Below are 22,389 nucleotides of genomic sequence, written 5' to 3'. Positions count from 1 at the left end.
GAGAAGGATAAAGGAGAATGTCATGGTTAAGGGTTTAGTTAAACAGCTCCGATATAGAATTCCAATAATTGGGTTTTTGGTATGTGCCCTTCTCCTCACGGGCTGTGGGGAAGACCCTCAGCAAGGATTGCCGGGGGGAGCTGCTCCGGCAGTGATTGAGGTCTGGCATTCTTTGGCAGGAGCTGAGGTGGAGGCCTTGGGTAAGGAAGTCCAAAAAATTATGGACGGTCACCCCGAAGTGATTGTTCATCTAGAATATATAGAAGAAGGAGAGATAGCACATCTCGCTTATCTTGCCCAGGCCGGTGGAGAAGGGCCGGAGATATTTTTAACTACTTCTCAAGCCTTAACTGAACTCTTCCAACAAGGAGCCTTAGCCCCTGTCATAGGAAATGCGGATTCCTTTATCGGCTTAACCTCTCAGTTTAAATATGGGGAAAAGCTTTACGCTCATCCTTTAGCTACGGATGTTCCTGTTTTTTACTATCGAACGGATTTAGCCCAACTGCCCCCTACTTTAGCTGATTTTTATACAACCAAGGGAGTGCTGGCTTTAACCGCTCTTGATGCTAAGAATTTGGCTCCCTGGTGGTTAGCTCAAGGAGGAAAATTAGCCGGCAATGGGCAGCCTGTCCTTCAAGAACCGGCCAATTTGATTTTTCTCCAACAGCTTTTGGCTTGGAAAGAAGAGAAATTATTGGTGGTCGACCCTAATGCCTGGGACCTATTCCTCAATGCTCAGGCTGCTTATACTATCGCTAATGCAAGCCGAGCTCAAGGATTGACCGAGGCTATACCCTGGGGAAGTGTGCCTTTACATCAGCTGACAGCCGGACAAGGGGAACTGTTAGCGGTAAGAACCCTCGGTATTGCTAATTCATCGATCAAATCTTCGGAGAGTTTAAGCCCTTTAATCCGTTTAGTAGAAGAAGAGTTGCTATCTTCAGATTCACAATGGGCTATTGCCAAGGCGGGTAAACGTTTTCCGGCCAGCAGTTCGTTCTATAGTCGTGAAGAAGCTCAGTCGGGAATTCTCCGCCAAGTGGGGTTGAGCTTGGCTCAAGTCTGGTCCTTGCCGGGAAATGCCTTGGAAGGGAAGCTTATTCCTATTCAAGACAAGGCATGGCAAAAGGCTTGGACTGGAGTTAAGCCGGAGGAGGTTTTGGCAGAAGCTCAAGCGGAGGCTAGAAAGGCACTTGAGGCAAAATAGAGAAGGGGGAGTGGCTATGCCGTCAAAGCATGTTCGATTGCTTGTCATTACAGGGCTTTCGGGAGCGGGTAAAACCCAAGCGCTTCAAAGTCTTGAGGATCAGGGGTATTTTTGTGTGGATAATCTGCCTCCATCCTTGATTTTGAAATTTGCCGAGCTTTGTACTCAGTCCCAAGGGAAAGTGACTCGTGCGGCTATCGTCTGCGACTTGCGCGGCGGTGAGTTTTTCTCCTCATTGGCGGAAGCCTTAGGGGATTTGCATGCCGAAGGATTTCAATACGAGATCCTTTTCTTAGAAGCCTCGGATGAAGTTCTGGTAGGACGATATAAGGAATCCCGGCGTAGACATCCACTGTCTCCCGGCGGAGGAATTTTGGAAGGAATTCAAATGGAGCGGCAAATGTTGACCGATCTCCGCGGGGTAGCTCATAAGATTATCGATACCTCCAATCTGTCTTCCCAGCAGCTGCGCCATCAGGTAGCTGAGATTTTTGGAAGTGAGCAAACTTCAGGGCATTTAGCAGTCTCCGTAGTTTCCTTTGGTTTTAAGTATGGCATTCCCTTGGATGTAGACTTACTGATTGATGTGCGCTTTTTACCCAACCCCTTCTATGTCAGTGAACTGCGGCCTCTTACCGGGGAGCATCCTCAGGTAAAAGATTATATTTTCAGCAACCCTGTTGCCCAAGAGTTTGTGGATAAATATCTGGGTCTCTTAGAGTTTATCCTTCCCTATTATGTAAAGGAAGGCAAGCGGCACCTGGTCATTGGGGTAGGCTGTACAGGGGGACAGCACCGATCGGTTGCTATTGCGGAACGAATTGGTGTTTTTCTTCAGGAACGTCATTATACGATGAGTGTTAAACACCGGGATGCCGCCCGAAATCGGAAGGGTGATAAATTAAAATGAAGTTTAAACTGGTCAAATCACTCCCCAGATCCCTCAAATGGCTTTATCCCAACTTAGGTGTTAAACGCTGGTTTTTGCTGGCGGTTCTCGGAGTATTCCTCTTTGCGGCGGGTTTTTCCGTCATGAATGATGGCATCGCCTTGGGTTACTTGGAATTGCAATTCCGGGAAGGAATTTATCGTATGACGGGAAGTGCGCCCCGTACGGCTGTTCCTATGGGGTTGTTCATCAGCGCTTTAGGAGCGGGGGCTATGGCTGTGGGTTTTAAACGGATGCTTCGTTCCATTATATCCGTGTTATTGCCTGATGAAGAAGCCCGGATTGTGGATGTCATGTATTCACGGCAGCATTTACGACGTGGCCCGAAAATCGTTGTCATTGGCGGAGGAACAGGTTTATCGGCATTGCTTCGAGGGCTGAAGAATTATACTCGCAATCTGACGGCCATTGTTACTGTGGCAGATGATGGAGGGAGTTCAGGAAAGCTTCGCAGTGAAATGGGTATTCTCCCACCGGGGGATATCCGTAATTGCCTGGTTGCCTTATCGGATACAGAGAATATTATGGAGAAATTATTTTCCTATCGCTTTGATACGGGAACCTTGAAAGGACATAGTTTAGGGAATCTGTTTTTAGCGGGGATGGCGGATACTTTTGGGGATTTCAAAAAAGGCATCGAGCATGTCGGTGAGATTTTTGCACTGCGGGGCAGTGTTTACCCGTCGACCATGGAGCAAGTGGTTTTAGGAGCGGAGTTAGCTGATGGGACCTCTGTCAAGGGGGAGACTCAGGTCAGAGATACTCAAGGCCGTATTCAACGAGTCTATCTGGAACCGGAGGATTGTGAACCCATTCCGGAAGCTTTAAGAGCTCTGGAAGAAGCGGATCTGATTGTTTTAGGACCGGGCAGTCTTTATACCAGTGTTCTCCCCAATCTCCTGGTGAAAGGACTCAAAGAAAAGATTCAGGAAGTGGATGTTCCCTGCATCTATGTCTGCAATATTATGACTGAGCCGGGGGAGACGGATCAATTCCAGGTCTCGGACCATCTCCAATCCCTTATTGATCACTGCGGAGCAGGGTTTGTGGATGTGGTGGTGGCCAATAAACAAGAAATACCCCAGGATCTGCTGGAACGCTATGCGGAAGAGGGCTCCTATCCGGTACGAGGGAATGCGGAAAGTGTGGAGTGGTTGGGAGCAAAGTACGTGGAAGCGGACCTTTTACAAGAAGGTGATACCGTACGCCACCACCCGGACCGCTTAGCGCGGATCCTTATTCGGTTGCTTTTTAGCTTAAAACCTATGGGAGAGCGTATTGCTTTAGTGGATTCCTATTTGTTGAATCACAAGCTAAGAGAAGAGTCCTAAAGTACTGGTAAAGGAAGTGGGAGAATGTCCTTTAGTGCCGAAACCAAGGATGAGTTGGCTCGGATCGAGGAAAGGAAAAAATGCTGCAATCTTGCAGAATTAGCTGCCTTAGTGCGGATGGATGGGACGTTGCAGATTTCCAATAACTCTTATGCCTTGAATGTTATCACTGAAAGTGCTCCGGTGGCGCGTAAAGTGTATCGCTTGGCCAAAACTTTATTGGAATTACCCGTGGACATCATGGTACGGAGGAAACTGCGCCTGAAAAAGAATAACTCCTACATGGTAAAAATCTATCCCCGGGCTTTAGCTGATTTTCAACAGTTGGGACTTATGGATGAAGAGGGAGAAATATTACCGGGTATCCCTAATTTTTTAGTAAAAAAGAAATGCGATAAAATAGCATACTTGCGAGGGGCATTTTTGGCGGGAGGATCCATCAATAATCCCGAAGGAACCTATCATCTGGAGATTATCACCAATGATCCTCTTCATGCTGACGCATTAAGCAAGCTTCTTAATAAATTTAATTTGGGAGCCAAGGTAAGTATGCGTAAGAATTGGCATGTGGTCTATATTAAAGAGAGTGAACATATTGTTGAATTTCTTGGCTTTATCGGCGCCCACCGGGCCCTTTTGGAATTCGAGAATGTTCGTGTTCTCAAGGACGTGCGCAATCAAGTCAATCGCTTGGTAAACTGTGAAACAGCTAACCTCAATAAGACCGTGGACGCGGCTGTACGGCAAGTAGAGAATATCCAAAAAGTAGCCAATACTATCGGTTTACAAGCCTTGCCGGAACCGTTACGAGAAATTGCCGGGCTGCGGCTGGAATATCCCGATGCCAGCTTGAAGGAGTTAGGCGAGATGTTGGTTCCTAAGGTCGGTAAATCGGGGGTCAATCACCGGATGCGTAAGATCGACGAGCTTGCAGAAAAGTTGGATGAACAAAGCAGACAGGTCAAGAAAGGAGGATGAATGTGCGCATAGGATATGGCTTGAACCTGGAACAAACGCAGAAACTAATCATGACACCAGAGTTGCGCCAAGCGATTGCAGTCCTGCAGTTATCAGCAATAGAACTCTCCGGTTATGTAGAGCAGCAGATGCTGGAAAACCCTCTGCTCGATGTGATTGAAGATTCAGCAGATAAAAGCATGGACAATACCCAGGAAAGTCCTTCAACTCAGGAGAAAGACGAGAGTGCTGATGAGAGTACTTGGGATATGAACTGGGAAGAGTATTTTCAGCATCAGGAAGAACGAATTAGCAGGGAGTATGACCCCGATGCTGGACAGAGCAACCGATTTGAGCCTTTTTTAGCGGCAGCTCCTTCTCTTCAAGAGCATTTGCTTGAACAGATTCATATACAAAAGGTTCCCGTGTCCCCGGATTTACTTGAATACATTATTGGAAACTTAGATGATAATGGCTATTTACCTCTTTCTTTAGAGGAGATAGCTGGACAGCTGCGGCTTCCTCTTGAGGAAGTAGAAAAAGGTTTGGCAGTTATCCAAAGTCTGGACCCTTTGGGAGTTGGGGCAAGGAGTTTGGAAGAATGCCTGCGCTTGCAGCTCCCCATGCTGGAAGAATACCCTCCGGAGATGCCTGAGTTTCTTAAGTACCTGGAGGATTTAGCCGCCGGTCGTTTACAAAGGATTGCTAACCAACTTAAGATTACCCCAAGTCAAGTTCAAGACATGGCGGATTTAATTCGTACCCTGGATCCTAAACCCGGTCGGCGTTTTGCGGGTTCTGGTGAAGTTCGGTATATCCTTCCCGATGTCGTGATTGAAGAGGTTGAGGGTGAATATATTATCCTGGTCAATGATGTGACTGTGCCCCGTCTGGGAATTAATCAGGCCTATCGTAAAGCATTAAGTCAGAATAATGAATCGGAGATTCGCAAATTTGTCGAGCAAAAACTCAATGCGGCAGCATGGTTGATTCGCAGTATCGAGCAAAGGCGACTCACTCTATATAAGGTTGCGGACGCTATTGTAAGACGTCAAGAAGAGTTTTTGAGGCGAGGAATTCGCTATTTAAAGCCTCTCAATCTCAAAGACATTGCGGAAGAGATCGGGGTCCACGAGTCAACGGTCAGTCGGGCTACATCCAATAAATACGTACAGACCCCTCGGGGAATCTTCGAATTTAAGTTCTTTTTTGCCACAGGTTTAGGTAGCGAACAAGGGATTACCACGGAAGGAATTAAACAAACCTTGAAAGGTATCATCGCTGCTGAGGATCCCAAGAGCCCATACTCTGATCAGAAACTCTCAGAGATCCTTAAAGGAAAGAATATGGAGATTTCACGACGAACCGTCGCGAAATACCGTGATGAACTGGGTATCCCTTCAACAACTCTACGGAAACGCTATTAGCGAATAATGATCAGCTGAATAATTACAATCTGATAGTGAATGCCCTTAAAATCTGGGATCAAGGTATAGTCTAAAGAGTAGAAACTTCCTTCGAGCGGTATACTAAGATGATAGAAAGTGCTAAACTAAGACAGATTGGATTGGCATAAAATTGCCAATGGCTATGATTCATTACTCAAAATTTACATAGATAGTAATGCTTAACTTACTGAACACATAAGCTTTCATAGCAAAGACCCAGAGATGATTAAGCTAATGAGGAAAGGAGAACCATACTTAATGCATAAGAAAGGGCTTAAGGACATCGTGGTACGAGATAAACGTGTTTTTGTGCGGGTTGATTTTAACGTACCCATGGATGATCATGGCAATATTACCAACGACACGAGGATTCGGGCAGCTTTGCCTACCATTCAATACCTAATCGGCGAAGGGGCCAAAATTATTCTTGCCTCCCATTTAGGACGTCCTAAAGGAAAACCCGATCCGAAGTACTCCCTTGCTCCCGTAGCAAAACGCCTCAGTAAATTGCTCAATCGACCGGTATCCATTGCCCCGGATTGTATCGGTCCGGAAGTAGAAAAAGAAGTGGCCCAATTACATGAAGGTGAGGTCCTTCTCTTAGAAAACGTTCGTTATCACGAAGAGGAAGAAAAGAATGAGCCGGAGTTTGTTAAGCAATTAGCTCGCTTAGCCGAAGTGTATGTTAATGATGCTTTTGGCACAGCTCACCGGGCTCATGCTTCCACAGAAGGAATCGCTCATCATATTCCCGGCGTGGCAGGCCTCCTTCTCCAAAAGGAAATCGAAAGCATGGGCAAGGCCTTGGAAGATGCGGAGCGGCCTTTTGTGGCCATTATTGGAGGAGCCAAGGTCAGTGATAAAATCGGTGTCATTGAGAACTTGCTCAATAAAGTCGATGCTCTTATCATTGGTGGTGGAATGGCCAATACCTTCCTGAAAGCTCAGGGATATGACCTGGGAAAATCTTTGGTGGAAGCAGATAAATTATCCTTAGCTCAAGAGATTCTTGATAAAGCGCAGGAACTTAAAGTAGACATTCTTTTGCCTCAAGATGTAGTGGCGGCAAAAGAATTTAAGGCCGATGCACCTTATCGGATTACCACCATCCAAGAGTTAACTGAGGACGAAATGGCCTTGGATATCGGACCGGAAAGCGCCGGCCTTTTCAGCGAAAGAATACAAAAGGCACGGACCATCGTGTGGAATGGCCCTATGGGTGTCTTTGAAATGGAACATTTCGCCAAAGGGACAGAGAAGGTTGCTCAGGCCGTGGCTCTATGCCCGGGCATGACTATAGTAGGCGGTGGAGATTCTGTGGCTGCCGTAGAAAAAATGGGTGTGGGGAATCAAATGAGCCATATCTCTACAGGAGGAGGAGCTTCTTTGAAGCTCTTAGAAGGGAAGACCCTACCCGGTGTAGCCGCACTTCAAACTATATAAACTATCTCATCTTGAAAGGAGCTCATTTAATGGCCAAACGACATCCTATTATCGCTGGAAATTGGAAGATGAATAAAAGCCTTCGTGAAGCTCAGGATTATGCGGTAAGGCTCTTAGGAATGCTTGGTGAACTTACTGAAATTGATGTTGTCGTGTGTGCTCCCTTTACAGCCTTAAGTGTTCTCAAGGATGAGCTGGAGGAGAGCGTCATTCATATTGGGGCTCAGGACATGTTCTACGCCCCTAATGGGGCCTATACCGGAGAGATTTCTGCCGCTATGCTGGTGGATGTTGCTTGCACCTATGTCATCCTCGGGCATTCGGAGCGCCGGGAAGTTCTCCGTGAAACAGATGAAGAGATTGCCAAAAAGGTGAAGGCAGCTCTCAAAGCAGGGCTTACCCCTATTCTCTGTGTGGGTGAAAACTTAGCCAACCGTGAAGAAGGAAAGGCCTTTGCTATCGTTCGCGGTCAGGTGGAAAAGGATCTCACTGATCTTTCAGCGGATGAATTGAAAAGAGTGGTCATTGCCTATGAGCCCATTTGGGCCATTGGAACGGGTAAAACCGCCTCCAGTGAAGATGCTCAAGAGATGTGCGCCATGATTCGCTCCACGTTAGCCGGAATTGCCGGCGTGGTTGCCGATGAAATCAACATCCTCTATGGAGGGAGCGTTAAGGGCGACAATATCGCGGAACTCATGGAGCAACCGGATGTGGATGGAGCCCTTGTGGGCGGGGCCAGCCTTGAGCCTGAAGGATTTGCGCAACTGGTTCAGAATGCGGTGGCTGCCCTATGAAGCCCCTTTTATTAATGATTCTTGACGGATGGGGCCATAGTCCTCAGGCAGAGGGCAATGCCATAGCCAATGCCCAAAAGCCGAGCTTCAATACGCTGTTTGAGGAGTACCCCCATACCTTCATCGTTGCTTCAGGGGAAGAGGTAGGATTACCCCCAGGGCAAATGGGAAACTCGGAAGTCGGCCATTTAAATATTGGGGCGGGGCGGGTGGTGTATCAGGAATTCACCCGTATTTCCAAAGCCATACGGACCGGTGAGTTTGCCCAAAATACCGTATTGAAAGAAGCCATGGAACGGGTCAAGGATGGGCCCAACGCTCTGCACCTTATGGGATTGCTCTCAGACGGAGGGGTTCACTCACATAGTGAGCATCTTTTTGCCCTTTTAGATATGGCAAAAGCCATGGGGGTTAAAAAAGTATTTATCCATGCCCTTTTAGATGGCCGGGATGTGCTGCCTCAAAGTGCTAAGGTATTCATGACCAGACTCAATATTAAATGTAAGGAATTAGGCCTTGGCAAAGTCGCTACCGTAAGTGGCCGTTATTATACGATGGATCGGGATAAACGTTGGGAGCGGGTAGAAAAGGGTTACCGGGCCTTAGTCGATGGGGAAGGTTTGAAAGCACCTAACCCTTTGGCAGCGATTGAACAATCTTATGATATCAGAGTCACGGATGAGTTTGTAGCGCCTACGGTCATTGTGGATTCAGAAGGAAAGGCCGTTGGAACCCTCCAGGATGGAGATAGCTTCATCTTCTTTAACTTCCGTTCCGATCGTGCCCGGGAGATTTCTTATGCCCTCGTGAATGAGGAATTTACTGGCTTTGAGCGAGGAAAACCTTTGAATCTTCATTATGTGTGTATGACTGAATATGACGATACTCTGAAAGTTCCAGTGGCTTTTCCTGCTCAGAACTTAGACAATACCTTAGGGGAGGTTCTGGCAAAACATAAGAAGAAGCAGCTTCGTATCGCTGAGACAGAAAAATACGCCCATGTTACTTTCTTTTTTAACGGAGGGGTAGAGGATCCTTGTCCTGGCGAAACCCGTTGCCTTATTCCTTCTCCAAAAGTTGCTACCTATAATCTGAAGCCGGAAATGAGTGCCTATGAAATTACTGAGGAGCTCCTTAAACGCTTGGATACAGAGGATTATGACATTATCATTCTGAACTTTGCCAATTCGGATATGGTGGGTCATACCGGGGAATTTGGGGCTACCGTTAAAGCCATAGAAGCGGTGGATGAGTGTATTGGAAAAATCGTTCCCAAGATTTTAGAGCGCCAGGGAACTGTCATCATAACAGCTGATCATGGCAATGCTGAAGCTAAAGTGGACTTGGAAACAGGCCAACCTCTGACTGCCCATACTTCCAATCCGGTGCCTTTTATCTTGGTTAATGATGACCTTAAGGGCAAAACCTTGCGGGAGGGAGGGGCTCTTCGGGATGTGGCTCCTACGGCCCTGGAGCTGATGGGGATTCCGCAGCCTCAGGAGATGACGGGGACGTCCTTGATTTTATAAGGTGACTCTCCGGGATCTCCAGGATTTTGCTTTAGGCGTTCACTCCATAAGCTGCGCGGAGCAATCTAATCGCTCAAGGCTTCCGCTGCGTCAGGTCCCCGGCTAAATCGGCTCCTGCCTCATAGCCGGTTGGAAACGTCCTGTTTCCAACCTGACTCCGCTGCAGTCTTTCGCGAAGATTGCTTGCCTGCTCGCTTAAATCCGTTCTCTGCCTGAAAGCAAAATCCTTGGGCTGCATTTCGGGTTTGAGCGGTGCGGATGATAGGATAAAGTTAATAAGGCAAGTTATACCAACATGATTTATGTTAAATATTATATTTAGGAGGTTATACATATGAGTTATATCGACGAGATTTATGGACGTGAGATCCTGGATTCCCGTGGCAATCCTACTGTTGAGGTAGAAGTCGTTTTAGAAGATGGTTCCATGGGGCGGGCGGCTGTTCCCTCAGGTGCTTCCACAGGTGCGTTTGAAGCCGTTGAATTGAGAGATGGCGATAAAGGGCGTTTTCTGGGTAAAGGGGTTCTTAAAGCCGTAGAACATGTTAATAAAGTGATCGCCCCGGAACTGGAAGGACTAAGCCCCTTTGACCAACCGGCTATTGACCGTGAACTCATTGCTCTTGATGGAACAGAGAACAAGGGTAAACTTGGAGCCAATGCCATTCTAGGAGTTTCTTTGGCTAACGCCAAAGCTGCAGCTGAATGCGTTGGACTTCCCCTTTATCAATACTTAGGGGGCGTTAACGCCAAGGAGCTCCCTGTTCCGATGATGAACATCTTAAACGGCGGTCAGCATGCTGATAATAACGTGGATATTCAAGAATTTATGATTATGCCTGTAGGTGCTAAAAGCTTTACTGAAGCTCTGCAGATGGGAACAGAAGTATATCATAGCTTGAAGGCAGTTCTTAAGGAAAAGTCGCTTGCGACTGCTATTGGCGATGAGGGAGGATTTGCTCCCAGCTTGGAATCCAATGCCGATGCACTGCTGGCTATTATGGATGCCATTCAACGTGCAGGTTACACGCCTGGAAAAGATATCGCTCTGGCCCTGGATGTAGCAGCCACGGAGCTTTATAAAGATGGAAAATATCATCTTGAAGGGGAAGGACTAACCAAGACTTCTGATGAAATGATTGCCTATTATGAAGATCTGGTTGAAAAGTACCCTATCGTTTCCATCGAGGACGGGTTGTCTGAAGAAGACTGGGAAGGATGGAAAAAGCTTACTGAAAAACTGGGAAGCAAGATTCAACTGGTGGGAGATGATCTGTTTGTCACCAATCCTGCCCGCTTGGCACGGGGTATTAAGGAAAAATGCGCCAATTCCATCTTAATTAAACTCAATCAGATCGGGACCCTTACTGAAACCCTGGATGCCATCGAAATGGCCAAACGTGCTGGATACACAACGGTTATTTCACATCGCTCCGGGGAAACAGAGGATGTGACTATGGCTCATGTAGCCGTCGCTGTCAATGCAGGACAGATTAAAACAGGTGCGCCCGCACGGACAGAACGTGTAGCAAAATATAATGAACTTCTTCGCATCGAAGAAGAACTTGGGGAAACCGGAGTTTATCGCGGCCATGAGGCATTGGGCCGTTGATGGTTCCATATTGACAGTTGACTTATCTACTCTTGCCTTTTGTCAAATTTTTGTGCTAAAATAGCGGTACTGACTAAATCATAAGGAATGACCGCCACGAGAGAAGTGGCGGTTTACCTGATATAGGCAGGATACTGCTTCCGACTGGTTTTTAATATATTTAGGGGGTGAATAGGTATGGTTATTTTTCTAACCGTTATATTAGTCCTTAGCTCCTTGGGTCTGATCGCAACGGTTTTACTTCAATCCGGCGTGAGTGCAGGTTTGGGGGCTATTGGTGGCGCCAGTGAGTCCTTCTTTGGGAAGAAGAAGGGATTGGATGCTGTCCTTCAAAAAGTTAGTATTGCCTCAGCTGTTGTATTTTTGCTGAGTTCTCTGGGGGTAGCCTGGCTTATGAAATAAAGTCAGGTCCCCTTTTTCCCTTTATTCAGCTTCCGTAAAAATAGAGCAATAACCGCAGAAAGCTAATCCTTTAAAAACATGAGTTCTTATAACCTGCATAATTGAACCGGTAGGTTCACATTCATCCATTACCTTACTAAAATGCAATAATGAACAATCCTAGTATGTAGTTTTAATGGTGCCAAACGGGAACTGAATTAATATTTAGGGGGAAACTGGCTCATTACATAAATTTTCATTATTTAGGGGGGTTTTTGATAATGGATTTTGCTTCAATGCCTATATGGGCTGTCTTAGCAGGTCTTGTCGGGCTGGCATTTGCCTTTTACTTCGCAAGTAGTGTTTTAAAAGAAAGCCCAGGAAATGCTCGGATGCAGGAAATTTCTCTCGCGATTCAAGAGGGTGCCATGGCATTTCTCAATCGCCAGTACAAAACACTTATTCCTTTTGTAATCATCATCTTTATTATCCTGACTTTCTTAAAAAGCTGGCAAACTGCGGTATCTTTCCTTGTGGGAGCGCTGCTTTCCGCTGTGGCCGGCTATGTGGGTATGGGAATTACCACTCGTGCTAATGCCCGTACTACGGAAGCCGCTCGGACCAGCTTGAACAAGGCCTTGGGAGTATCCTTCCGTGCAGGGGCTGTTATGGGTCTTTCTGTTAACGGATTAGGTCTTATTGGGGTCGCTGCTCTTTTCTTATGGTTCCAAGATGCTGAAACCATCAACTCTTTTGCCTTTGGTGCCAGTGCTATTGCTTTGTTTGCTCGTGTCGGCGGTGGTATCTATACGAAAGCAGCCGATGTCGGTGCGGACTTGGTAGGTAAAGTTGAAGCCGGTATTCCTGAAGATGATCCTCGTAACCCTGCTGTTATCGCCGATAATGTGGGAGATAACGTAGGTGATACTGCCGGGATGGGAGCCGACCTTTTCGAATCCTATGCTGCTACCACCATTGCAGCTATGCTTATCGGTGCTGTAGCTTTCCAATCCGTAGGAAGCGGAGCTCCCGGACTTATGCTTCCCCTCATGATTGGGGTGGCTGGAATGCTTTCTTCGATTATTGCAAGCTTTTTTGTTCGTACCGGAGAAAATGCCAATCCACAAACTGCCTTGAACAAAGGGTTGTGGGGTACTAACTTATTAACAGCTATCGCTTCTTACGCTATCGTCCAATTGATGATCACTGAACCTGTGCGTGTAAGTGAAACCCTTACGCTAACTCCTAACAATATATTCATTGCGATTATTTGTGGATTAGTCGTTAATATTCTTATTGGTCTATTAACAGAGTACTATACGTCAAATCAGAAGGCTCCTTCCCAAGCAATTGCCAAAGCTTCTGAGACCGGTGCAGCCACCAATATTATTCAGGGTCTGGCTACCGGTATGAAGAGTACCGCTCTTCCTGTTATCGTCATTTGCGTTGCTACTTATGTTTCCTTTGCAGTCGCTGGAATCTTCGGTATTGCTATGGCTGCTATGGCTATGCTTTCTACTGCAGGGATGGTCGTGGCCATCGACTCCTTCGGACCGGTTGCGGATAATGCCGGCGGTATTGCTGAAATGGCCGAATTAGAGCCCGAGGTCCGTAAAACCACGGATAAACTCGACTCTGTAGGGAACACCACTGCCGCTGTGGCTAAAGGATTTGCTATCGGTTCCGCAGCCTTGACCGCCTTAGCTCTCTTTAATGCTTACTCTGAGCTTGCGCATCTGGATAGAATCGACATCCTCGTACCCACCACGATTATCGGTCTCTTTATCGGAGCCGCGCTACCCTTCCTCTTCTCTGCTTTTGCTATGGAAGCTGTAGGTAAAGCTGCTTTCGAAATGATTGGTGAAGTCCGTCGCCAATTCCGTGAGATTCCTGGTCTTATGGAAGGAAAGGCTAAACCGGATTATCGCGCTTGCGTGGATATCTCCACTAAAGCTGCTATTCGTCAAATGATTGTTCCTGGACTCTTAGCCATAGGCTCTCCGATCCTGGTAGGGTTTTTACTCGGTAAGGATGCTTTAGGTGGAATGCTTGCCGGTGGAACAGTTTCCGGATTGCTCATGGCAATCTTCATGGCTAACGCTGGTGGAGCTTGGGACAATGCCAAGAAGTATGTTGAAGCTGGAAATCTCGGCGGTAAAGGAACTCCGACTCATGCCGCTGCTGTCATCGGGGACACCGTAGGCGATCCCTTCAAGGATACAGCTGGTCCATCCTTAAACGCCTTAATTAAAGTTATGGGTACCATTTCCCTGATTATCGCTCCATTTTTGATTTAGTAGATTAGATTATCCAGGAAGAGAGCATCGCTGACTACCTTTTAAAGTAATCAGCGATGCTCCTTTTTCATATCCCTAGTCCAAGGTCTTGAGCAGTTTGAACAGCACTGCATTAAGCCAGCTGCTTGCCCTACTGGAAGAAAGCGAGAGTTTATGCTATACTTATGATCTAAAGTTTTACTGTATGTAAACGGGAATCTGGGAGGAGGAGCCTTGTGGCATCTGAAGGAATTAAAGTTATCTCCGACAACCGAAAAGCCTATCATGATTATTTTGTTGAGGAGAAGCTGGAAGCCGGGATTATCCTCACAGGAACCGAGATTAAATCCATTCGTAATGGACGTGTCAACCTCAAGGACAGCTATGCCCGGATCGAAAACGGTGAGGTTTGGCTTTATCAGCTGCATATTAGCCCATACGAGCAAGGAAACCGTTTTAATCATGATCCCTTGCGCAAGCGCAAACTCCTTCTTAATCGTTCAGAGATCATTAAGCTTATCGGGAAAGTGCAACAACAGGGACTGACCCTGATTCCCACCAAGATTTACCTTAAACATGGCCTGGCTAAAATCGAACTCGGGGTTTGCCGAGGGAAAAAGAATTATGATAAACGCCAAGATATTGCCGAGCGGGATGCCAAACGTGAGATTGAGCGTCACTTCCGGGATCAAGGCAAAAACTATTGACCTGACTAAAAAAACCAAAGGGTACTCCTTTTTGAAGGGGGTATCCTTTGGTTTTTCTTACATGGAGCAATGACCCTTCAGATCCTCCGCTTAAGCTTGCGGGGGATCGTACATGTCATTGGTCATCGTTCCCACGATCCGGATATCTCTCTTTCCGATCAGCTCACCGCTGGGGGAAAGAAAGATATTCTTTTCGATGATCGTATCCATGGCGGCTTCGATTTCGCCTTTAGTCAAGTCCGGCCTTGGATCATCCAGGCTGAAGGAAAAGGCTTTGTTTCCGGTTGTGTTAAAGGTCAGCCGCAGAACCGTTTTGCTTATGATTGCCATCGCAGCACCTCCTTTCCGGTTAATGCTTTCAGGAATTACTCGTCTATCAAATCATAATTTTTTCTGAGGATCGTCTGAATCACCAGACGTTCGCTCAGACCGAATAAAGCTGCCGCCACATCATAAATATCTTGGTCCGTGGCCTCAGCTTTGACGTTGTTCAGGCTTTTTTGCCTGATGATCGGGGAACCGGAGGGGGTTTCACCCACCTGATATCTTATCACTACAGTTGAGCTCAATGGATGAGCTACTACAGCCATATGCATCACCCTCCTTTCCGCTGTATTGACCGACCGGGAGACCCCGTCCTGTCCTATCTTATGGGCTTGTTCATCCAGAGGTGACAGAAGCAACGACTATCGTGGTTAAGGGAATGTATATTCTTGGAGTTCCTTGTCAGGTTTGTCACACTTAAGACCTTGATCACATAGTCTATGAGTAAATCAATCAAAAAGGACGGGAATTCCCGATTAAAGGCAGGGAACCATCATGGGGGATGTGAGCACAGAACGCACGCCGCTTTTAATAGCAGCTGAAATCAATACGATGAAGCATCAGGTATGCAAAGTTCTTCTGTACAATGCCATCGAGATCGGCAGCCGCCTGGTGGAGGCCAAGGGTCTGCTCCCCTATGGTGAATGGGGCCGGTGGCTGGAAGAGTCAGTCAGTTACTCCCAGAAAACGGCGGGCAACCTGATCCGCCTGTTTGAGGAGTATGGGCCCCCACAGCCCGCCTCACCAGATTGGCAAGCGCTTTCCAAACTGAGCTACACTCAGGGGCTCATTCTGCTGGGGATCCCGGAGGAGGAACGGGCTCAGTTTATCACCGAGCTGGATCTGGAGAGCATGTCGACCCGGGAGCTGCAAAAGGCGGTTCAGGAACGGAACCGGGCTGCGGCGGAGCGGGATCAGGCTCTTCAGGAAAAGACAGAGCTCCAGCAAACCCTGGCAGACCAGGAAGGCCAGATAACCCGGCTGAGCGGCGAACGGGACAACCTGATAACCAAAGTGGAAGAGCTGAATCAAGCCAAAGCGAAGAGCGAGGCCAGAGCCGAGAAATTGAGCATGGACCTAAAAAACCTTAAGCAGGATACTTCCGCCCAAGCCATCGACCGGATGAGCAACAGGCTTGATCAGGCTTACCACAAGAGCAAAGCCAATAAAATCGCCTTTTTATACGAGAGCCTTGACCGGAACTTCAGGGAGCTTTTGTGGGAGCTGAAGGAATTTGCCAAGCAGGAGCCCGACACATATAAAGTCTACAAAGATAAGATCATAAATTTTTTAGCTGAGGGCTTAAAAGCGAAAATGTAGAATGAAAGTCTCTTTATCCGAATGATATACTATACGGATAAAGGGGCTTTTTCATATTGAAGGGGCACGCTGACGGTGAACCGGCAAAGGTATAAAAGAAACTATGCACATAGCAGGGACAGAGGGTAATTCTATGGTAAACTTATACTAAGAATATTGGGAAAATTCGCAACAATGGATTGTAGATTCACGGCAGACTCCCATGTTGTTAAGGTTGGCACCACCAGAGTAAAAAAACAGGCTCAACATATACTGAAAGGATGTTTATAGATGATTGAACAAGTATACCCAGATATTTTTAAAATTCAAATTCCACTTCCGAACAACCCTTTAAAGGCAACCAATGCCTATTTAGTCAAAGGAGATGAGCGGAACCTCCTTATTGACACCGGCTTTAATCGTTCCGAATGCAGGGAGGCTATGGATCAAGCTATAGAGGAGCTTGGTATTGCGATGGAAAACACGGATATCTTCATAACTCATATTCATGGCGATCATTCGGGCCTGGCCGGTTACTTATCCCGTCCGACCAACACAGTCTATAGTGGCAGGTATTGTGCCCAATCTTTGCAGGGCTATGCAGAGGAAGGGTTAAAAGGCTTCTTTGATGACCTGATCAGTCAAAGCGGGCTGCCCCATATCAGTATATCCGCCCACCCCGGGTATACCTATGCCAGTGACATCGTGGAAAGTGTAGCCATTGTCCAGGATGGGGATATTCTCCAAGTTGGAGAATTCAGCTTTCAGTGTATTGAGACCTCGGGTCACGCCCCGGATCATGTTTGTCTTTATGATTCGGAGCGAAAAATCCTGTTTTCCGGGGATCATATCTTAGGAAAAATCACTCCCAATAATACGATTTGGGCGCCGCCGGCAACCATCACCAGAGATTACCTCGGTGAATACCTGAAAAGCCTGGACAAAATTGCCAGTCTTGATCTAAAGGTGGTTTTCCCTGCCCATCGTTATGTTCTTGAGGATGGATATACAAGGATAGAAGAGCTTAAATCTCATCATCAGCGGCGGCTGGAAAATATCCTGACGATATTGGGCAAGGGGAGTTTGTCGGGAGCCCAAGTAGCCAGTCAAATGCAATGGGATTTATCCATTAAGTCCTGGGAAGATTTCCCGCCGGCCCAAAAAATATTTGCGACCGGGGAAGCTCTGGCCCACCTGACCCATCTTGTTTTTCAAAAGGTTGTGGTTAAGGAATTAAAAGATGGGGTGGTTTATTATACAAGAGTATAGAAGATTAGTTTCGATTGCAGACACCGCCTTCTTGCTGAAGGCGGTCTTTCTATTTCATGCTGTGCAGTCTGCGGTTTCCTTGCCACAGGCCATGATTTTTTCCTGGCGGCTTCAATAAATCCTTGTTGACATATGCTATAATATATAGAAATAAATGCGAAAAGATGGGAAGTGAGATGGTTTTGTACAGAAAAATAGCGGTTGTCTTTTTGTTGGCAGCTTTATTGTTTTCTCTGTGCGCCTGTTCTTCCGGGAAGGGGGAAACAGGTGGATTCACTATTTTGTCAAGTAGTGAAAATAAGGATTTAGAGCCAATGCTTACTGAATTTGCCCAAAGAAATAAAATAGAATTGAGATTTGAGTATACGGGCTCTCTAAATATTCCTGCCATGATCAAATCATCGCCTCAGGATTATGATGCTGTATGGTCCTCAAACAGCATATGGAACGCGTCTATCCCAAGCTCAGTATTAAAAAACTCAAAATCCATATCCGTTAACCCCGTAATCTTTGCGGTAAAGGAAAGCAGATATAAAGCCTTGGGATTTAGCAGGGATACCGTTGTCAATGACTTGGTGAAGGCGGTTGAAGTAGGAAAGTTAAAGTTTCTGATGCCCTCAGTCACGCAAACAAACAGCGGAGCATCGGCTTACATAGGTTTCTTAAACAGCCTGGCGGGTAATCCTCCGGTGTTGACAGAAGAAGACTTAACATCACCGGCTCTTCAGGAAAGCTTAAAGAAGCTGTTTAAAGGAGTGGCGAGGAATTCCGGCAGTGATGAGTACTTAATAGACATATTCAGGGAAGGGGACTACGATGCCCTGGTAAACTACGAATCGTCCCTTATCGAGCTGAACAAACAGCTTATCGAAAGCAATAAAGAACCTTTGCTGTTTATCTATCCCTCTGACGGAGTCTCTGTTTCGGACAGCCCATTTGCCTATATAGACAATAATGACAGTGAGAAACTGGAGACTTTTAATAAGCTGCAGGACTTCTTATTATCTGCGGATACCCAGCAAAAGCTTGAAGGGTTGGGGAGAAGAACCACCTACGGAGGCCTGGTATCCAACGTTGAGGTGTTTAAGGAATCCTACGGGATTGATAAGAACGCTTATTTGTCCCCTATTAAATATCCAGCGAGTCCTGTGCTTAAAATGGCCTTGACCCTTTACCAGGATTTATTCAGAAAGCCCTCTGCGGTAGTATTCTGCCTTGACTATTCAGGCAGTATGTACGGCGAGGGCAATAAGCAGCTTGTAGCGGCCATGGAGCGGATACTGAATCATGAGCTGGCAGCAGAGGATATGATCCAGTTTTCCGAAAATGATGAAATAGTTGTCATTCCCTTTGCCGCTGATCTCAAATGGGTTGATTCAACTCACTCCGGCACGGATACTAGAACCTTGATTTCCAGGATAAAGGATACCGGAACAGGGGGCGGAACAGATATATACAGACCGGTGGAACGTGCCATTAAGATATTAAATGATTTTGATTCCGAAACCTATACCAAATCTATCGTCCTGATGACCGACGGTGAATCAGGGGGCAGGTTCAGTCCTGGTACAGCCTACGATACCCCCGTATTTTCAATTATGTTCGGAAAGGCCAATCCGAAACAGCTGGATGAAATCAGCAGGCTGACAAGGGGCAAGACTTTTGATGGCAGAACAGACCTTATTAACGCCTTTAAGGAGATAAGAGCATATAATTAGAGGAGATTGCTATGAAAGAAATATTCCTTGGTGTTGCAGCGGCAGCAGCATTCCTTGTAGTCTGGCTGATCGGCGGCAATCTATTGATATCCGCCTTAAGCAGTGCAGCCTGCCTGGGAATCGTTGTGCTGACAATAAAGGCTCTGGAAAAGGAAAAGAAAGTAAGGATTGATTTAAAGGGTGATGATGATGCCTATGGTAAGGTTCATCAAGGGATTATGGATCACAGCTCTGCCATGGCCCGGTATATGGATCAATTGAAGAGGCTGAACGTGGAGAAGGACATCCTGGTCATGTTGTCCTCAATCCATAAAACCTGTTTGAAAATAGCTGAGGCCCTGGAGGAGGACCATTCTCTATACACGAAGCTGAATGACTTTTCCTTATATTATCTGCCGGGGCTGATGAATATTTTAAATACTTATGAGAATTTGGCCGAGGGCTCATTTAAAACAGAGGAAGCACAGAAATTTGCCGGGCAGTTTTCCCTTTTTTTGCCGCAAATAACGGATGCTTTCGACAAAAAGTATTACAGCCTGTTTTCCAAGGATGTGCTGGACAGCAAGGCCGAAATGGCTGCCATGGCGGCTGTATTTAAATCAGAAGGACTTATGGACAATAAGGATTTTATGGGAGGAGGTTCATAAATGAAAAAAGTATTGACCGCCGTCGTTGCTTTTATCGTAGTGATCGTCATCGGAATCGCCGCTTCATCCATGGCTGAGCCGAAGGATACGGCAATAACTGTTACCGGAGCGGTAGGCGGAGGTAAAGAGAATTTTCTGGCGGACCCGGAAATTCTGGGAATTTTACATGACAAATACAATATCAACCTGAAGGTTGACAATTGGAGCAACAACGCCCTCATTAAGGACACACTCGCAACCAAGGACAATAAAGGCTATGACTTTGTTTTTTTCAGCGACGAAAGATTTTACGAATACTATAAAAAGCCCGCCGCAGACGGCGAAGCGCCAAGGCTGAAGACCTTTAAATCCCAGATCACCTTATCCACGCCCATCGTGGTCTACAGCTGGGACAGCATCTGCGATGTACTCGTGTCCAAAGGCATCGTTAAACAGTCCGGAGATACTTATTATATTGCCGATATGCCCGCCGTACTGTCCTATATCGAAAAGAATACCAAATGGTCGGATATAGGCATAGGGGATATTTACGGCAAGATTAATATTGCCAGCACAGACCCGGTAACCTCTTCGCCCGGTGCAACTTACTACGGTCTGCTGGCCTCGATTATGAACGAGGGGTATGTGGATGAAAGCAATATCAACAAGGTTCTTCCCAAGCTCAAGAGCTTTTACAAGCTTTCGGGCTTTATGAACAATACTCCCGCCGACCTGTTTGACCTGTATCTCAGAATGGGGAAGGGTGCTTATCCCATGATCGTTGACTATGAAAAATCCATTATTGATTTTGCCAATAAAAATCCTGATGGCTTTGCCAAGGTAAAAGATAAAATAAGGGTACTGTATCCCAGTCCAACCCTATGGAACTCTCATTGCATCATGAGCTTTACGGAGGGCGGCACAGCCTATGTGGACGCCTTGGCTGATCCGGAAATTCAAAAAATAGCTTGGGAAAAATACGGCTTCAGAACCGGTGTGGTCGGAGGGGAATATGACGTTAAAGCAGTGCCTGTACAGGGAATCCCCCAGGAAATAACTTCGGTAACCAAGGGATTGCAAAAAGAGATTTACGATAAGATCATTGAGGCTCTCAAAAATTAATCGATGAGAAAGGGGCTTGGGATAAAAATGGAAGAGATAAAATTAGACTTCGGCAACGAGGTACAAGCATCACCGGCGAAAATCAAGGATGAGCCTGGCGGCGTCAGCCTGGCTTCCTTAACGACTGAGGAGCAAAAGCTGGTTTTGGAATTTGTGGATAAAATCGATATTACGGACAGCAACTCCATCGTTACCTATGGTTCCGGTGCCCAGACAAAGCTGGCAAAATTTGCGGACGACACCCTGGCAAATGTTAAAACAAAGGATTCGGGTGAGGCGGGCAAGCTGCTTACCGATTTGGTCGTAACCATAAAGAACTTTGATGCCACCGGTGAGAGCAAGGGCTTTTTAGGCAATCTGTTCGGAAAGGCCAAAACGGAAATTGACAGGCTGATTGCACGCTACAGCGATGTGGAAGTCAACATTGACAAGATAAGTAACATGCTGCAGGCTCACCGTCATACTATGCTTAAGGACATTGTCATGTACGATGAAATGTATAAAACGAATCTGGTGTACTTTAAAGAGCTGACCATGTATATCGTGGCGGGCAAAGAAAAAATTAAGGAAATGAATGAAAAAGTGCTGCCTGCACTCAGAGAGCGGGTTGCCCAATCAGGGGATGAGGCAGAGGCGCAAAAGCTGAATGATTTGGCCAATGCGGTAAACCGCTTTGAAAAGAAGGTCTATGACCTGCAGCTCAGCCGTCAGATATCCCTGCAGATGGGACCGCAGATCCGCCTGATTCAAAACAACGATGCTCAGCTGGCTGACAAAATACAGTCATCTATCGTCAATTCCATACCTCTGTGGAAAAACCAGATGGTTCTATCTCTCGGTCTGGCCAATGCCAAGGCCGCCCTTGAAGCGCAGACCAAGGTTACGGACATGACCAACGATCTTTTGAAGAAAAACTCCGAAATTCTTAAAGCAGGCACTCTGGGTGTGGCTAAGGAAAGCGAAAGAGGAATTGTATCCATAGAAACCATAAAAAAGGTCAATCAGGATTTAATAGAAACCATTAGCGGCGTGCTGGACATTCAAAGAAAGGGCAAAGAGGAAAGATTGGCCGCTGAGTCGGAGCTGGCTTCGATAGAATCTGAACTTAAACAGACATTGATATCTATAAGACAGTAAACGGAATAGTTGCTTGATTTGGAGTTATTAGAGATAACCGCAAACCCTGACGAGGAGGCGGTTATTTCTGCTTTGTATTCCCAACAAAGAATGTTGCAAATCAATTATGATATTATGTTAAAAGAAATCTATAAGTGAAAATATTAACAAAAATTAATAACTCATAATTTTTTGGAAATAGAATTAACATATTTAATTTGTTAGACTTTATACAAGGAGTAATAATATTTTCTTATAGTTGCTATGATTTACCA

19 protein-coding genes and 1 pseudogene are annotated in these 22,389 nt (G+C 46.3%); 18 read left to right on the top strand and 2 right to left on the bottom strand.

All coding sequences use genetic code 11. The annotated features are described in order from the left end of the window. Positions 1-22 precede the first annotated feature (22 nt). From DESDE_RS19630 to smpB, 12 genes and pseudogenes are all read left to right on the top strand, one after another. Positions 23-1,210 (top strand): type 2 periplasmic-binding domain-containing protein, encoded by a 1,188-nt coding sequence (locus tag DESDE_RS19630; protein WP_014795771.1) that lies wholly within the window; start codon positions 23-25, stop codon positions 1,208-1,210. A gap of 16 nt (positions 1,211-1,226) precedes the next feature. Further along, the gene (gene rapZ / locus DESDE_RS19625; protein ID WP_014795770.1) at positions 1,227-2,120 is read left to right on the top strand and encodes an RNase adapter RapZ; all 894 of its coding nucleotides are present in this window, start codon (positions 1,227-1,229) and stop codon (positions 2,118-2,120) included. Then, complete coding sequence (locus DESDE_RS19620; protein ID WP_014795769.1) at positions 2,117-3,490, top strand: gluconeogenesis factor YvcK family protein; 1,374 nt, start codon at positions 2,117-2,119, stop codon at positions 3,488-3,490. Before rapZ ends, DESDE_RS19620 begins: the two co-directional genes overlap by 4 nt. 24 nt (positions 3,491-3,514) lie before the next feature. After that, positions 3,515-4,468 (top strand): DNA-binding protein WhiA, encoded by a 954-nt coding sequence (gene whiA, locus DESDE_RS19615; protein ID WP_014795768.1) that lies wholly within the window; start codon positions 3,515-3,517, stop codon positions 4,466-4,468. 2 nt (positions 4,469-4,470) lie between these two features. Further along, the gene (rpoN, locus tag DESDE_RS19610) at positions 4,471-5,874 is read left to right on the top strand and encodes an RNA polymerase factor sigma-54 (protein WP_014795767.1); all 1,404 of its coding nucleotides are present in this window, start codon (positions 4,471-4,473) and stop codon (positions 5,872-5,874) included. Positions 5,875-6,153: 279 nt separating this feature from the next. Beyond that, positions 6,154-7,338: a phosphoglycerate kinase gene (locus tag DESDE_RS19605; protein WP_014795766.1), complete on the top strand. Its 1,185-nt coding sequence runs from the start codon at positions 6,154-6,156 to the stop codon at positions 7,336-7,338. Between the two features lie 29 nt (positions 7,339-7,367). Then, positions 7,368-8,135, top strand: coding sequence for a triose-phosphate isomerase (gene tpiA / locus DESDE_RS19600; protein WP_014795765.1), 768 nt, complete (start codon positions 7,368-7,370; stop codon positions 8,133-8,135). 59 nt (positions 8,136-8,194) lie between these two features. After that, positions 8,195-9,664: pseudogene (gene gpmI, locus DESDE_RS19595) on the top strand (2,3-bisphosphoglycerate-independent phosphoglycerate mutase); the annotation flags it as partial. Between the two features lie 334 nt (positions 9,665-9,998). Continuing rightward, positions 9,999-11,276, top strand: coding sequence for a phosphopyruvate hydratase (gene eno, locus DESDE_RS19585; RefSeq protein WP_014795763.1), 1,278 nt, complete (start codon positions 9,999-10,001; stop codon positions 11,274-11,276). A gap of 177 nt (positions 11,277-11,453) precedes the next feature. After that, positions 11,454-11,678 carry a preprotein translocase subunit SecG gene (gene secG / locus DESDE_RS19580; protein ID WP_014795762.1) on the top strand — a complete coding sequence of 75 codons (225 nt, stop codon included), beginning with the start codon at positions 11,454-11,456 and terminating at the stop codon, positions 11,676-11,678. A gap of 260 nt (positions 11,679-11,938) precedes the next feature. Continuing rightward, positions 11,939-13,954, top strand: a complete 2,016-nt coding sequence (locus DESDE_RS19575; RefSeq protein ID WP_014795761.1) for a sodium-translocating pyrophosphatase — start codon at positions 11,939-11,941, stop codon at positions 13,952-13,954. Positions 13,955-14,169: 215 nt separating this feature from the next. Continuing rightward, complete coding sequence (gene smpB / locus DESDE_RS19570) at positions 14,170-14,640, top strand: SsrA-binding protein SmpB (protein ID WP_014795760.1); 471 nt, start codon at positions 14,170-14,172, stop codon at positions 14,638-14,640. Between the two features lie 90 nt (positions 14,641-14,730). On the opposite strand, the gene DESDE_RS19565 is transcribed toward smpB, so the two are convergent. Continuing rightward, positions 14,731-14,970 carry a DUF2922 domain-containing protein gene (locus DESDE_RS19565; RefSeq protein ID WP_014795759.1) on the bottom strand — a complete coding sequence of 80 codons (240 nt, stop codon included), beginning with the start codon at positions 14,968-14,970 and terminating at the stop codon, positions 14,731-14,733. Between the two features lie 35 nt (positions 14,971-15,005). Beyond that, entirely contained in the window at positions 15,006-15,230 is a 225-nt protein-coding gene (locus DESDE_RS19560) for a DUF1659 domain-containing protein (protein ID WP_014795758.1), read from the bottom strand. Positions 15,231-15,459: 229 nt separating this feature from the next. On the opposite strand from DESDE_RS19560, the gene DESDE_RS19555 reads away from it, so the two are divergent. From DESDE_RS19555 to DESDE_RS19530, 6 genes are all read left to right on the top strand, one after another. Then, on the top strand, positions 15,460-16,284 hold the full coding sequence (locus DESDE_RS19555) for a DUF3102 domain-containing protein (protein ID WP_014795757.1): 825 nt from the start codon (positions 15,460-15,462) through the stop codon (positions 16,282-16,284). Between the two features lie 270 nt (positions 16,285-16,554). Beyond that, positions 16,555-17,532: an MBL fold metallo-hydrolase gene (locus DESDE_RS19550; protein WP_014795756.1), complete on the top strand. Its 978-nt coding sequence runs from the start codon at positions 16,555-16,557 to the stop codon at positions 17,530-17,532. 281 nt (positions 17,533-17,813) lie between these two features. Then, the gene (locus DESDE_RS19545; RefSeq protein WP_242831285.1) at positions 17,814-19,250 is read left to right on the top strand and encodes a substrate-binding and vWA domain-containing protein; all 1,437 of its coding nucleotides are present in this window, start codon (positions 17,814-17,816) and stop codon (positions 19,248-19,250) included. Between the two features lie 11 nt (positions 19,251-19,261). Continuing rightward, on the top strand, positions 19,262-19,897 hold the full coding sequence (locus DESDE_RS19540) for a 5-bromo-4-chloroindolyl phosphate hydrolysis family protein (protein ID WP_014795754.1): 636 nt from the start codon (positions 19,262-19,264) through the stop codon (positions 19,895-19,897). Beyond that, positions 19,898-20,998, top strand: coding sequence for a hypothetical protein (locus DESDE_RS19535; RefSeq protein ID WP_014795753.1), 1,101 nt, complete (start codon positions 19,898-19,900; stop codon positions 20,996-20,998). A 27-nt stretch (positions 20,999-21,025) separates the two neighbouring features. Beyond that, positions 21,026-22,135: a toxic anion resistance protein gene (locus DESDE_RS19530; protein ID WP_014795752.1), complete on the top strand. Its 1,110-nt coding sequence runs from the start codon at positions 21,026-21,028 to the stop codon at positions 22,133-22,135. The last annotated feature ends 254 nt before the right edge of the window (positions 22,136-22,389 follow it).

The sequence above is a fragment of the Desulfitobacterium dehalogenans ATCC 51507 genome, from assembly GCF_000243155.2.
Classification (GTDB): domain Bacteria; phylum Bacillota; class Desulfitobacteriia; order Desulfitobacteriales; family Desulfitobacteriaceae; genus Desulfitobacterium; species Desulfitobacterium dehalogenans.
This window is presented reverse-complemented; position numbering and strand designations above follow the sequence as displayed.